Raw genomic sequence first — 14306 nt, 5'->3', positions numbered from 1 at the left:
TGCAATTCATCAAAATCCCTATTAGGGATTGAAACTAATTCTTTTTGCAAGCAAAGGAGAATAAAGCTCATTGCAATTCATCAAAATCCCTATTAGGGATTGAAACGGAAATATTTTTACTAAATGAAGCGATCGCTAAATTGCAATTCATCAAAATCCCTATTAGGGATTGAAACTAGTACTAAATCTCTACTTCCAGCTTTTCAAGCTCGGCTAATTGCAATTCATCAAAATCCCTATTAGGGATTGAAACCTCAATCCACCACTTAGATGTAGTAGGGATATTTTTATTGCAATTCATCAAAATCCCTATTAGGGATTGAAACGAGAAAGCTGGCTTCAAGTTGGTGGGCAAATCAGAATTGCAATTCATCAAAATCCCTATTAGGGATTGAAACAACAAAATGCTAGAAAAAGACCCCGCCCTGGTGCAGCATTGCAATTCATCAAAATCCCTATTAGGGATTGAAACTACTTGAGTTATTGGCAGAGAAAAAAGATCATATTATTGCAATTCATCAAAATCCCTATTAGGGAAGCTAAAACCTATACGGGGTTTTAGCATTAGCGTTGCTAAAACCCTCTTCCCTCCTGCCTCTTGCCTGATCCCAACGAAAAATATTTACACGCACCAACTGATTACTGTTCTTCGCCTTTTTCTTGAAGGAGCGATCGCCAATCTTCAATCGCCTTCTCCGTCCACAGCCAATTTTTAGCTAATTTATCTACCTGGAAATTTTCTCGATCTGACTTGAGAACCGTTTGCCGCAATTTGATCGCTTCATTCAAATATTGCGTCTGCTTTCCATTAGATTGACTAAGTGCAGATTTATACAATCCAAGAGCTAAACCAGCATAAGAAGTTAAAGCATCTTGAGGAACTGCTGTATTTCTGGATGTTGAATTTGTGTTTTGTTCTTTGAGAGCTAAATTCAAAGCCTTGAACCAAGCATCATTGGCTCGATTCAGATTGCCTTCTGTGTAGTAGGCAAATCCCAAAGCGTTATTATACAAAAGCGATTCGGGTTTAGCTTTGGCAGCAGTTTCCCAATAACGACGGGCATCATCGACGCTATAGTTATTGTCTCCAGTTTGGATCGACTGCCACGCCAATCGCCCCTTGTAAAAATTCACAGATGGATCGTCAGCTTGTTTACTAGGAATTAGTTTTAAGGAAGTTTCAGCCGCAGCCAGTGCGCCGCGATTCAGTAGTTCTTCTACAGCCAATAACCCACCTTGCAAGTCACCCTGACTCAATTTTTCCGTAGCAGTAGCGGTGACAATTCCAGTTGCTTCTATTCCTAAATCGATATTCGGCTGCTTTTGAATCGGTCGAGAATCAGGTAGAGACTGGGCGGGAATTTCTGGTATTTTAGGCAGTGCTTGGGGGCGATTTTGCCACCAATTTAAACCGATCGCTGCTGCGATCGCACCGATCCCCACAACACCCACAATCGGCCACAACTTGCGGCGACGGGTACGATTTCTTGGCGGAGGTGGTTGCGATAGCGAAAAATTAGAATTTTGCCAATTTTCTTCAAGGTTCCCAGGAGTTGGAGGTGGCGGTGGGGGAACTTCTCCCCACAAATCTGCTGACTCTTCTGAGGAAGTCGTTTCCTCTGAAATCTGGCTTTGGTGAAGACTATTTTCGCTAATTTGTCGATCCGGTTCAGTTGCAGGTTTTTGGTTATCTAGCTGACGAAACAAATCCGAAACGATCGCAGAATCTTCTTCATAGCTTGGGTCATCATACTCAATTTCATCAACCAGATCGCCCCAAGTATCTTCACCTAGCCAGTCCAACCCAGAATCCCGCGTCAAACCACTAGGAATCATATCTTCCATTCCTAAAGGCATCTCGCTATCATCAGGTATACCAGGGTACATCATGGAAGTTACCCCTAAAGGCGAACTATACTGATTCAGCGAATCTGTACTTGTAGATACCTCAGTTTCCTGACTTAAAAAACCGTCAAATTCTGGTTGGAGATATAAAATCGGTAATGCCCAGTACATCTGGTGAGAACCATAAGCAGAAATTAATCCTTGGCGCACCCGACTTACACACAAATCTACTGGATATCCCTGATTTAAATTGCGGTAAAACAATTGTGTGAGCGTCAACGCCACTTCATCAGGAATCCGTTCTGACATCGCCAAAACGCTTCTAATTCCGCGCTTCACCAGACTTTCCGCTAAGTTTCGTTCGCCAGTATCTCCAGAGGGATTAGACGCTGCTGTGTATGCCCCCAAGCAGGAATTAAACACTGCCATTTGGATATTATTGTTGACGAGCAAACCTGCCAAATCGTCCCCAGTTAAGATTTCCGTTAAGCCAGTTCTGCGACTAACAAGATAAATTTCTCCCCCATTTGCGCCTAAGTTACTATGACCAGAGTAATGGAGAACGTGATATCTACCTTGTTCTAGGGCTTGCGTCAGTTCTTCCCGTCCTGGTTGGTCTAAGACAGTAAGTTCAATTTCTGGGAAACGATTCCGACTTTCACCAAGTCGTGACGTTTGACGGTGAAGTTCCGCTTGCAGTTTAATTGCTTCTTGTTTCTGTAAGTCAAGACGGACTTGATCTGAGGGAGAAGCAATTACCATCAAGACTCTGACACCACCTTGTTCTGGTGGTGTGGGCATATTTTGCGTAGGCGTAGCCCCCCGCAGGGATCGCAAAGGAGAAGCCCCCAAAATTCCACTTTGGAAGCGAGAAAAAGCCACATAAGGCCCAGTAGCCAGAGGGCGATCGCCTGCGTGCATCACTTCCCAAGGCAAACGAGCTAATCTAGTGTCTTTTAGCCCCAAGCGTAAGCGTAGTACTTGTTGATGGTTCTGAGCAATACCTTGGGCAGTAATCCAACTATCTCTGAGAGTGCCTTGAAATAGGGCGTTATAAAATTGTTGACCCAACGCCACCAAATTCACAGAGTTTCTGGCAATATCACTTTCATGCCCGCCAGAGGTAAATGGATCTCCTTGCAACACCGAATTCAACGGGTCATTCATCAAATGCCCAGCAGCCATCAACCAATCAGCTATAGGCCAAGTCACCAATTCTTCTGCCAATGGTACCCCAGGCGCGACTTGTTCCGTCCGCACCAAGTAGTCATTTTGCCCTACAGGAGTTACCGAAATGTGGAATTCCTGGGTCACAGTTTCTCCTGTCCGCCTCCTAAATCTGGTTTGAAACGCGAAAGTTTCAAGTCGATTTTTCGCTTCCTCTGATAATTTAGATGCATCCTGCCCCTGAATGTTTCTGATTCGGTGTCGTTTTGGTTTTTCTGCCTTTACAACTTTATCCGGATCGGATTACCTGGGTCTAGAACACTTAATTGGTAGATGCACCTTGATCTTCAACTCCCCTAGTTGGCTAACACCCACTGGGGGTTTTTTTATTTTTGGCAAACAACAGCAACTTCTGACGCAGATATTCTCTACCAGAAAATAGTGCTTAATCCTAGAATACTTGATTAATAGATGGATGTCCCTCGATCTTTAACTCCCCTAATTGAGTTAATATCCACTTTGGTTTTTTTGAGACACGATAACAATCAATTTTCTCATAAATTTATCCGGAGCATGGTGGTTAAACCTAGAACATTTAAGTGGTAGATGCACCCTGATAACTAGCTCCCCTGGTTGGCTAACGCCCACTGGGGGGTTTTTTTATGAAAATTGAGTCCTATTGATTAACCCTGAAACACCCATTTTGTAAAGCAGCGCACCGATCGTTTAATTGGTAGGTCTGTCCTGATAACTAACCCCTCTAAGGTTTTTCTTCCATCGACAAACAGTAACAACTTCAACTTCTGCTAATTTATCCGGTAGCGACCCATTTATTTTAGAAAAGATTATTGGTAGATGCACCCTGATAACTCACTCCCCTGGTTGGTTAACACCCACTGGGGGGTTTTTTTAATTGCATCACTGATAGCGATCGCAAATGCCTCTCGTAGAGAAATGTAAGCGAGTCTTTTCCTCTCAAAGATGCTACGCGTAGCTTGCTTTTCCATAGAGGTACGAGCTTTACAGCCCATCGTAGACATCAACTCTGATTTAGTTCATTTTTCCCGGAAGATGCTATCTGCCCCTAGAAAAGATTATTGGTAGATGCACCCTGATAACTCACTCTCCTAGTAGGTTAACACCCACTGGGGGTTTTTTTATTAAAAAAATAACTGACTCTGATAACTCACTCCCCTGATAGGTTAACATCCACTGGGAGTTTTTTCTACTACTTGCGTTACCAATAGCGAGACGCATTTGCGTTTCGTAAAGAAATATTAGCGAGTCTTTTCCTCCTTTTCCATAGAGGTACGAGCTTTACAGCCCATTATTGTAGACATCGCCTCTGATTTAGTTCATTTTTCCCGGAAGATGCTAGCTGCCCCTAGAAAAGATTATTGGTAGATGCACCCTGATAACTCACTCTCCTAGTAGGTTAACACCCACTGGGGGTTTTTTTATTAAAAAAATAACTGACTCTGATAACTCACTCCCCTGATAGGTTAACATCCACTGGGAGTTTTTTCTACTACTTGCGTTACCAATAGCGAGACGCATTTGCGTTTCGTAGAGAAATGTTAGCGAGTCTTTTCCTCTTAGAGATGCTACGCGTACCTTGCTTCTCCATAGAGGTACGAACGTTACAGCCTGTTATAGACATCGCCATCGCCTCTGATTTAGTTCATTTTTCCCGGAAGATGCTAGCTGCCCCTAGAAAAGATTATTGGTAGATGCACCCTGATAACTCACTCCCCTAGTAGGCTAACACCCACTGGGGGTTTTTTTATTTAAAAAATAACTGACCTTTGTCCAAATTTATCCGGAGTATGGTCTTCAACCTGAGAACACTTAATTGGTAGATGCACCCTGATAACTAACTCCCCTAGTAGGTTAACACCCACTGGGGGTTTTTTTGCCCTAGACGCATAGCGGTGAGCTACATAACCGGAGTAAATCACTATCACTACTCTTGTTGTTACTCCTGGTAGACCTTGAGTATCTTCCTGTTCCCAGGATAGAGCATAACTTACTCACTCAATTCCTGAATCGCTTTCTTTTTATTGTGAGCTAGAGACGCCACTCCAAAATGATTGCTATGATATTTAATCACATTCTTAATTTTTTTTATATATTTTGACGAGTTTCCTTTTAACTTTCACTATTTGTCTGCCTCAGCAAACCTTACCTTCTCAGCACAGACTAACAGACTAAATATCAGGCTACCGCTAACAGCACTCCCGAAGCAATTGAAAACAGTTAGAAGTTCCAATTTTTTAGCTGGTTGGGATTAGACGGTAATTGTGTGGTAAACAGGCGGTCTAAAATTTCTGATTTCTGTTCTGAACTGAAGTTGTCATAAAAATTTTCAAGCTTCTCAACTATTCCGAAATTTCTGAAAGCCTCTAAATTAGAATCTGGTTTTTCAATTAGAGGTTTTTGTCTATTCTGGGAATAACTAAGTATATCCACTGTATGATTATTCCTTCGATGCACAAGCTGCATCAATAAATCGATTGCAACAGTTGGCAGAACGCGGTAGGTAGAAGTCACAAAAAAATCAAAAGTCATATTTCCTAGACGGATGCGATCGCCGTCTTTAAGCTTAATCGGCCTAACAACGCGATTACTATTCACAAACGAGCCATTGGTACTGTTGAAATCAATTAAGTAAAAGCCTTGCTCGTCAATATGCTGAATAGCAGCGTGGCGACGAGACAGATGATTGTCAGCAATGCAAATACCACTGGTGCGATTACGACCTATCGTCCAGATTTGTTGTGGCTGTCGTAAACTCTGAGTCTGATTGTCGCCCAAGTTAGTCATCAAATAAACAGCAGCACTATCCACTACGCCATGTACGTAACCCGCCTTGACTCTCCTCAACGACGGTTGAGATAGGTTTTCTAGCTGAAGAATTTCATCTAGAAGGCTGCTGTGGTGTTCATACACCTTGAGGAATACTTGATATAAAGTTAATCGCCGTTCTATTTCCGTTTGTGCAAAGTCAGTCATTATACGTAAACCTTATACTACCTGATTTCAGTTGTAATATACATCTCCAGCCGACAATCAGGGATAATTGATTTTTTGCTTTTTACTACCATCTGAAAAATTTAGTGGTTTAGGATCGTGCTATTTTATTTACAAATTTTAGGTTTGGGATTCTCTGTTATTTATAGCCAGAAAAAGCATATAAATACCTTTAGAAAATTATCATGATGCTTTATTGTTTATTGTAAATAATCATTTGTTATTTGTAACAGATAAAAATTATAAAGATTTCATGAAGAAATAACAAATATCTACGTATTTTTGCTAGATATTTGGATATTTCTTAATATTCGTGAGAGTGATAGTCATCGATCAACCTAAACATTATACATATTTGTTCGATTTTGAATAAATCTAAGTTTTATCGAGAATAATCAGGGCTAATTTTCCCATATATAAGAAAATTTCAGCATTATGATGCTGATAAAATAAGTGTTTTAAAATTGTTAATAAAAACGGAGAGCTTAAAAGCAGGGGGTTAAGGCTATTCTGCTAATCTCAAATAATTGATTTTAAGAAAAAGGATTCATCCGTCAGGATAATCTAAAACCTAATATAGGAGAATATTCGCATAGAAATAGGGCGACAAAAGAGGCTATTCCCGATGAATTAGGAAATTCTATCCGTCTATAAATCGGGGTAGTTGACATTTTAAAATCACAACAGGCCTCGTTTTCCATTGGGACGCACAGTCATCCAATTAGTTTTTGCTAGTGCTAGCTGCTCATCAGAAATTTTGGCACTGGTGAGATTAGCACCACACAGATTTGCTCCTCGGAGGTTAGCATTGCTGAGATAAGCATTACTAAGGTCTGCGCCTCGCAGGTCTGCTCCTTCTAAATCAGCATGGTTAAAGTATGCTTTGCTTAAATTAGCATCCTTAAGATTTGCTCGAGTTAGACTGGCTCTGCCAAAGTCACTATTGTGAAGATTTGCTCCCTGAAGATTGGTTTTTTGTAATTGAGCAGAATGGAAATTTGTTTGAGATAAATCAGCACCTTGCAGATTTAGCAAATTTAAATTGTGTAAGGCAAAATCTCGTCTTCCCTTCAGATAAGCTGTTAATAAACCTTGGGTATCTAACTTCCGCCCAACTTTAGAATTTTGACTTTGTGAACCATTGCTGTTGCTACTGAAAGTCGTTGATTTGGCCATCCCAGAACCCTGGTGTAATCCCGCAGCTTCCGCTGCCTTGGCTCGTCTAGCACGAATCGCTGCCGCTACCTGTGCCACTCCAGTGTTGGTAGCAGCAGGGTTGTTACATAAAACAGCAGAATTTTCCAGGTGGTTATATGTTCGCTCTTTAGATCGATTATCAGATTTAGTCAGCAAACCCTTTGCTAAACTATCTAAGTATGGTTCTATTTCCAATGCTCTGAGAACTTCTGCCGCTGACTGATAGCGATTACGTACAGACACCTCTAACATTCTTCGCAACACATTGCCTAAGTGATCGCTCACTTGCACAAGCTGCTCCCACATCATCTCGCCAGTGTTGGGATTGTAATCTAAATCTTTAGGAGTTTTGCTAGTCAGTAAATAAATGCATGTCACACCTAGTGCATAAATATCACTGGCGTAGACTGGACGCATAGCCATTTGCTCTGGAGGTGCAAAACCAGGAGTACCAATAGCATACGCAGTTAATGCTGTCTGTCCTGATGGGCCTGTCGCACTTTGGCTAATTTGGTTCTTGACGGCACCAAAGTCGATGAGTACCATTCTGGCATCTTGAGTGCGGCGGATTAAGTTGGCTGGCTTAATATCACGGTGAATCACCTTTTGATCGTGGATGTATTGCAACAGTGGCAAAATCTCGCTCAAAAATTGCTTGACTCCGGTTTCGCTCAAGATGCCGTTAAGTTTGACCTCCTCTTGCAAGGTGTCACCACTGATATATTCTTGAACTAAGTAGAATTGCTCACTATCTTCAAAATAGTCTAACAATCTTGGCACTTGGGGATGATTGCCAATCTTACCTAGAGTTTTGGCTTCTCGTTCAAAGAGTTCTCTGGCCATCTGTAAAACGTGTGGGGCGCTTCCTGATGGGCGTAATTGTTTGATTACGCAACTCGGTTCTCCTGGTAAGCCTCGATCGTTGGCTAGGAAGGTCGCTCCAAAGCCACCCTGACCTAATGGTTGGATTGCCTGATAACGATCGCGCAACAGTAGTTGCGAGCCACAAGACTGACACCTTTGGCTATATACCAAATTTTCTGGATTGGAACAGGTAGGATTTAAGCAGTAGCTCATGCACTCTCAACTCGCTGCACGAATAATCACGGGGAGTGTTATACTCCCTTCCAATTATTTAGACATTAATCAACTCTTGCCAGGTAATTTTTGCTGGAAATCCTTTGAAGAGTTCCTAAAGTTTAACTGAGATTACCTAAAGCGATCGCTAAACAAGATTATTTATTATACTTACATTGGCAAATACTGTTTATGCTATTTTCTAGCAATTCGTAATTCCTAATAACGCTCTCTCAAGGCTTGTGGCGTTCATCGCGCTATTATCCCATTCAGAAAATCAGCTTTAATCTGGTTTTTGTATGGGAAAATTGGTATTAAAAGGTATTGAAGGGCAGTGCCTAACACCAGTTACTAATTTGGGGAAACCCCAGACGCTCGCGGACTCGCTCTAAGCATTGGCGCAGCCTCTCTAAGAGTTGCTATGCCGTTGGCTAACGCGAGTGCGGGTCGCAGACAAGCCTCTCGTACCACTTTGTGGAAGCAAGCTACGTGTAGCGTCTCCCTTTGGGAGAAGAGAAGGCTTTACGCTGCGCTATTGCTTTTAGCGTCTCCCCTTCCTCCTAAAGGGAGAGGCTAACCTAACGCCAAGGGAGAAAACCGCACTGGCTACCCTACAGAAAGTCGCTGTAGAATTTTGGATGCCCAAATTTGGAGGCAATTTAGAATCATCTTCATTAGTCCTTAAGAGATTATTAGCTAGCTTTCATGTTCACACTAATCAGCTGTTCGATAAGTGCAAAAACATCACTGCGGCTGAGTTTCTCTTTACCATTAGCAAGGGCGTCAAGAGTGCCGTTTGCCAAAGTGAAGGGGATTTGACAAAAATCTAAGGCTGGCCCGGTAGGAAGGTCTTTGATATAAGCTTCTGCCAGGGCTAGATTGCGTCGGGCATAGTCTTGCATATTTTCTGCACTCCAACCTTCTGGGAAGAATTCTACCCCACGCCCCAAATCTTCAGTATGGTTACGCAGGATATTAACTGCTTGTAAACCGCGACCAAACCCAATCGCCTGGGTACGGTTCGTTTGTGTTCCATCATACCAAGTCCATAAGTCAGAAAGTAACAGTCCCACTGCACCTGCAACTCCAAAGGTATAACGATCTAAATCAGATTCTGTATAAATTTTCCAGTTTTTTTCTGCCCAATAAGCCATCCGGTCTGCCATTGCAGCAGTGGCATCCCAAATTCGAGGTGCAATGGTGTCTGGTGCTAGCAGTGACCATTCTCTAATCCTCAAAGTGACTTCTTCTAATGAATTCTCATACCCACTAAATCCTGCAAAGAAAGCATCTACCGCAAAGCCATCAACTCCTGCCTGTAATGTCAAGCTAATCGTTCTTAACAGCTTTGCTTTAGTAGCGTTATCTAGTTCGGGATGATCTTCAATTTCATCAATAGCACGCATACACAAATATGCTGATGCTACTGCTTCTTGCAATCCTGGCGGTAAAACACTAATTGGAATATAAAAAGTTCGGCTAGTTTCTTTGAGGATTTGCAATGCATCTCTACGTAAATTCATGTTTTCACTCCCCACTTGATTTTTGCACCACATGAAGTTTCCAGTTTTTTGATGATACTGGATATAGTTTTGACTAAACTTTAAAAACTATAGACTATAAGATACGCTAGTATTTCATCTAAAAATTGATAGTTTTTGGTGTTGCAATTAACAAAACTCTCAAATTTATCAAAGTCTAGTCTAGTATAGAGGTTTTTGGGTGCAAAAGTGTTTAAAGTGTCGTTTGATATAGCTTTCATAAACTTTTAGCATACATATAAAGAATTATGGTAATATTTGGTTGGATATGACGAAATTGTTCTATAAGCAAACATACATTTTAGCGATTTGAAAGTGCTTTAAGTCTGCGTTAATCTGACTAAGAAAGTGGAATGATTGTATATATAAAGACAATTCAGGAAAAGCTGACAACGGATAACAGCATTGGTATATACCTTTGGATGAGTACAGTGATTTAGCGAAGAGTTAGGGTCAGTTAAATTGGACGACATATAAGGCTGTAATGCCTGAGTTGTGACTATAGACTATACCTAATCTATTGGAGTCAGAACCGCTTTGCTGTTCAAAGTGACATAAAGTGACCAAAATTCAAAACAAGAAGTTCCCGTATATTTACGAGATTGACAATAAAAGGGAAAATTCCATACCTTTTCCCGACTTTTGCAAGAAGTGGGAATGAGAGGACACCTCCCCATCTGCTCTTAGCAAGGGGAGATGCCATAGGCATTGGGGTTATTTCGCGTATTCATCAAGAATCGGTGTTATAGTCCAGATTATGTTTACAAACAAACCGAATAGTCTGTAAAAACTCAAAAAAATATCGAAGTATTCCTAATTATTAAATTTTCTGAATCCCTTGTTGATATTGTAAATATTTTTTCTGTAATTCCTCTGGAATGGGAATAAGACGATTATTTTGCAGACTGACAAAACCACCCTTCTGACTAGCTACTGCTGCTAACTCATTGTTAGATAAAATTTCAGCTTGCACAGTCCACTTTAAGCGTCCTAAACCACTCAGCCATAAACGTCCAATCACTCGATCGATAATCTTTATTGGACGTTTATATTCAATTTCAGTCCCAGCTAGAATTGGTGTATATCCTAGCTCAATTTGTTGATTGAGTTGCCAATGTTCATCTAAAAACTTTAGACGTAAATCCTCTAGCCATCTGATATACACGATATTACTCACAATTCCCATAAAATCAATGTCGTATGTTTTGACAGGAATTGCTAATACTACTTCTAATGGTCTGTGTAAGTTGTTATTTACTAGCATTATTGATCTTGATATTTTTTAATACTGCTTGGTCTGTTCAATTAAAGAGAAGTTTTCAAGTATTGATTCAGGTGATTCATTACTCTATGGATATGAATTGAATCTCCATAAAGCTTGCTGATCATTATGCCTCCTTCCAGCGTTGCAATTATGATGGTAGCGATTTCATCAGCACTCACTTCCGGGCGAATTTCACCTTTTTCAATTCCTTTTTCAATAATTCGACAAATTAGATGTAGCCAAGAGTTCATCGCTTGTTGAGCACGTTCTCGCAACGCCGGATGAGCATCATCACTTTCCACAGCAGTATTCAGCAGTGGACACCCGCCCTTAATCGGTGGATTTTCTGCAAAGCTACTAAACACCCCAATAATTGCTTGCAGACGTTCTACTGCGTGGTGTTTGCTTCGTAATGCAAATCTAGTATGCTGTTTAATGCGAGCGATCGCAAAATCAAAAGCCTGTAGTGCGAGATCGTCTTTGCTTTGGAAATGATTGTAAATTCCTCCTTTCTGCAATCCAGTTACACGCATAATGTCTGACATCGATGAGCCTGCATATCCCTGTTGGTTAAACAGTTCGGCTGCTTGGTGGAGAATTCTACTTTTTGTTTCTTCGCCTTTGGACATTACAGCGATTTATTAGAGTAGGGAGTTGTGAGTTTATTGAACTAAAAATTACTGTAAATTCAAAATTACCGACCGAACAGTCTTTTTGTTTCTACCATAATATATGTTTGCAGGTCAAGTATTTTTCAACGCTGAGTTCTGAACAAAGATTTATTTGATGAAGTCAAGCCATACATAGATTTGCACGATGGCATTTGAAGTGAAGACAATATACTTAAGTAAGTTAACACAACGTCCAGACAACGCAGATTTCACCCGGTCATAAATACTATTAGTTTTGATGCTACCTCCAGTGTCGGCAATGATAAATTTTGGCATCAACAGAAATTTCAGCAGCAATATTGGCGATTTGAGCTTTGCTAAACAGGATTTTGGCTGGGTTGTAAAAACAAAATTTTCCATGAGTTATTAGACTTGCGGTCTATTATCCAGAGAATATAGCGATATACAAAGCGAATACGCTGGACGTTTGATGGCGTTTACAAGTAAAATACGGTAAGTACATCGCTTTACGGGCTTTTGTATGTAAAACCGCAGAAAAACCAGTAAGAAGTTAATTTTAGTCAAACAACTGACCTATAAGCAGTTATCAAAGTCTGTTTCAGCTAAATGCCAGTTGTCATACTTCCAAAAACTTCCAGACAGGTTTTAAGTTGTCCAGTAATCCTCTGCCCTAACTTTTAGCTGGATAACCTTTCCTTGTGTCACTCATCTTTTGAGAAACACAATAACTTGCCATGACTAGCTCTATCTACCAGTGGGCTGTGATTCGGCTGAGTTATTGCTCTCTAGTAGTGAAGTTCTAGCTGACTTTCTCAAACCCCCAAAGAGTATGCACTATTTATTACTACCATTCTTAAGCTTCTTCGTTGGCATCATAGTTGGTTTGACGGGAATTGGCGGAGCCTCTCTCATCACTCCAATGTTGATTTTTGTTTTTCAGGTTCCACCTTCCATCGCCGTGAGTTCTGATGTTGTAGCTGCCACATTGATGAAGGTTGTTGGTAGCGTCAAGCATTGGGAACAAAAAACCCTGGATACAAAAGTTGTCAAATGGTTGGCCTTTGGAAGTGTTCCAGGCTCATTATTCGGAGTGGGGATTTTGCATCTCATTAAACATACAGGTGAGTATAACCTGGATAATATCTTGCTCCGTTTGCTGGGTGGGATGATTTTGCTAGTCACAGTGTTAGCACTAGTGCAATTGTTGTTATTGACTTTTTTCCCCAAATTTAATTTACCCGAACTGCCAAAGTTAGACTTAGAAACTAACTTCGGTCGATTTATAACAATTACTTTGGGAGCAATTTTAGGCTGTTTTGTCGGTCTAACTAGCGTCTCTTCAGGTTCAATGTTTGCCCTAGTGCTGATTGGGTTTTTCCGTCTTGATGCCCGGAAGTTAGTGGGTACAGATATTTCACACGCAGCGATTTTACTGCTGTTTACAGCCCTTGGTCATCTCAGCCTGGGAACAGTTGATTGGAGTTTGGTACTTCCTATATGGTTAGGCTCTGTGCCTGGGGTGTTACTAGGTGCTAAAATCTGCCAAGTAGCTCCCCAGCGCCCACTACGGTTTATTATTTACGCCATTTTGATGATGGTAAGTTGGAAATTAGTTCATCAAGTGTAACCAAATTGAGATTTTAGCTCCCAAATCCAGCATTCAAAATCCAACGTTGATTAACTTCTTACCCAAGATAGTAGAGTGAATGTACCTCGCTCATACATAATGAACAGACCCAAGCCAATTAACACAAAAGGTACGGCAGCTTTACCGTAGCGACTTAAAATATTAGCAATGGTAGGTTGACGACTTAAAAAATAAGCGATCGCACACCAAACCCCTACCATGATAAAAAATATACCTAAAATTACTCCCAAACTGGTAAGGTTATGACCAGCGAACAAAGGGATATATATACTAATATTGTCACCACCATTAGCGATCGTTACTGCTGCTACTTTATAGGTTTGAGGATGCAAAACACTCAGAATAAAAGACAATACCGGGTTAGTAGGTGTAGACTTTCTAAAATCACTACTGACTGTCTGAACTGTTATAGTTTCTTCTTTTCTAAATATTAATTGCTGAATACCAATAGCAATTGGTAGTAGTCCTAGCAATCCTATCCATTCTCGCTGTACAACCAATCCACCAAAAAATCCTGGTAAGCTAGCGATGATAATGGCTGTAAAACCCAGATATTGACCGAGTAAGATATGCCGCCGCCGAAAATTAGCATCTACTTGTGAAAAAAATATTAACAAGATAATGATGTCATCTATGTTAGTGGCGATGAAGGCAATTATCCCTTCACTGAAGGCTGTCCCTAGCTGACTCATGCTGGATTTTTAGAATCTACGATTTACCACCATACCAAATTCACTAATTCGTAATTCGTAATTCGTAATTATTGAGTTTAAATTCCTCACTAAATTATATTTTTTGGTGGTTTATAAGAAAGTTGGGATCTAAATTTCCAACTAATTTAATTACGAATTATTTTAACCTTCTGGCACAACTAAGCTTTAAAATGACAAAGTAATTATTCTCAC

At 40.7% G+C, this 14306-nt stretch carries 9 protein-coding genes and 1 CRISPR repeat array (1 of these 10 only partly in view); of the genes, 1 reads left to right on the top strand and 8 read right to left on the bottom strand.

The genetic code is table 11. The features are described from left to right. Nucleotides 1–544: direct repeats of the CRISPR family, unit length 37 nt; unit sequence ATTGCAATTCATCAAAATCCCTATTAGGGATTGAAAC (it extends 75 nt beyond the left edge of the window). Nucleotides 545–639: 95 nt separating this feature from the next. The 7 genes from hetF to RMZ42_RS07735 form a co-directional block, all read right to left on the bottom strand. Beyond that, entirely contained in the window at nt 640–3159 is a 2520-nt protein-coding gene (gene hetF / locus RMZ42_RS07765; RefSeq protein WP_322670869.1) for a cell division protein HetF, read from the bottom strand. A 2109-nt stretch (nt 3160–5268) separates the two neighbouring features. Further along, nucleotides 5269–6024, bottom strand: coding sequence for an FHA domain-containing protein (locus RMZ42_RS07760; protein WP_322670868.1), 756 nt, complete (start codon nt 6022–6024; stop codon nt 5269–5271). 696 nt (nt 6025–6720) lie between these two features. After that, nucleotides 6721–8316 (bottom strand): serine/threonine-protein kinase, encoded by a 1596-nt coding sequence (locus RMZ42_RS07755; RefSeq protein ID WP_322670867.1) that lies wholly within the window; start codon nt 8314–8316, stop codon nt 6721–6723. 692 nt (nt 8317–9008) lie between these two features. Beyond that, on the bottom strand, nt 9009–9839 hold the full coding sequence (locus RMZ42_RS07750) for a phytoene/squalene synthase family protein (protein WP_322670866.1): 831 nt from the start codon (nt 9837–9839) through the stop codon (nt 9009–9011). Nucleotides 9840–10677: 838 nt separating this feature from the next. Further along, nucleotides 10678–11121: a thioesterase family protein gene (locus RMZ42_RS07745; protein WP_322670865.1), complete on the bottom strand. Its 444-nt coding sequence runs from the start codon at nt 11119–11121 to the stop codon at nt 10678–10680. 41 nt (nt 11122–11162) lie between these two features. Beyond that, nucleotides 11163–11750: a TetR/AcrR family transcriptional regulator gene (locus RMZ42_RS07740; RefSeq protein WP_322670864.1), complete on the bottom strand. Its 588-nt coding sequence runs from the start codon at nt 11748–11750 to the stop codon at nt 11163–11165. Nucleotides 11751–11900: 150 nt separating this feature from the next. Continuing rightward, nucleotides 11901–12152 carry a hypothetical protein gene (locus tag RMZ42_RS07735; protein WP_322670863.1) on the bottom strand — a complete coding sequence of 84 codons (252 nt, stop codon included), beginning with the start codon at nt 12150–12152 and terminating at the stop codon, nt 11901–11903. 430 nt (nt 12153–12582) lie between these two features. On the opposite strand from RMZ42_RS07735, the gene RMZ42_RS07730 reads away from it, so the two are divergent. Further along, on the top strand, nt 12583–13380 hold the full coding sequence (locus RMZ42_RS07730) for a sulfite exporter TauE/SafE family protein (RefSeq protein WP_322670862.1): 798 nt from the start codon (nt 12583–12585) through the stop codon (nt 13378–13380). A 50-nt stretch (nt 13381–13430) separates the two neighbouring features. Here RMZ42_RS07730 and RMZ42_RS07725 read toward each other — a convergent pair whose 3' ends face one another. Further along, complete coding sequence (locus RMZ42_RS07725) at nt 13431–14093, bottom strand: cadmium resistance transporter (RefSeq protein ID WP_322670861.1); 663 nt, start codon at nt 14091–14093, stop codon at nt 13431–13433. Nucleotides 14094–14306 lie beyond the last annotated feature (213 nt).

The sequence above is a fragment of the Nostoc sp. DedQUE05 genome (genome assembly GCF_034530955.1).
GTDB lineage: Bacteria > Cyanobacteriota > Cyanobacteriia > Cyanobacteriales > Nostocaceae > Nostoc.
Note: the sequence above shows the minus strand (reverse complement) of the source record. Positions and strands in the feature narration are given on the sequence as shown.

Bases quoted from the DNA above. Each gene is read 5' to 3' on its own strand.
- RMZ42_RS07730 (WP_322670862.1), top strand. From the start codon at position 12,583: ATGCACTATTTATTACTACCATTCTTAAGCTTCTTCGTTGGCATCATA.
- RMZ42_RS07725 (WP_322670861.1), bottom strand. From the start codon at position 14,093: ATGAGTCAGCTAGGGACAGCCTTCAGTGAAGGGATAATTGCCTTCATC.
- RMZ42_RS07745 (WP_322670865.1), bottom strand. From the start codon at position 11,121: ATGCTAGTAAATAACAACTTACACAGACCATTAGAAGTAGTATTAGCA.
- RMZ42_RS07755 (WP_322670867.1), bottom strand. From the start codon at position 8,316: ATGAGCTACTGCTTAAATCCTACCTGTTCCAATCCAGAAAATTTGGTA.
- RMZ42_RS07760 (WP_322670868.1), bottom strand. From the start codon at position 6,024: ATGACTGACTTTGCACAAACGGAAATAGAACGGCGATTAACTTTATAT.
- RMZ42_RS07735 (WP_322670863.1), bottom strand. From the start codon at position 12,152: ATGGAAAATTTTGTTTTTACAACCCAGCCAAAATCCTGTTTAGCAAAG.
- RMZ42_RS07740 (WP_322670864.1), bottom strand. From the start codon at position 11,750: ATGTCCAAAGGCGAAGAAACAAAAAGTAGAATTCTCCACCAAGCAGCC.
- RMZ42_RS07750 (WP_322670866.1), bottom strand. From the start codon at position 9,839: ATGAATTTACGTAGAGATGCATTGCAAATCCTCAAAGAAACTAGCCGA.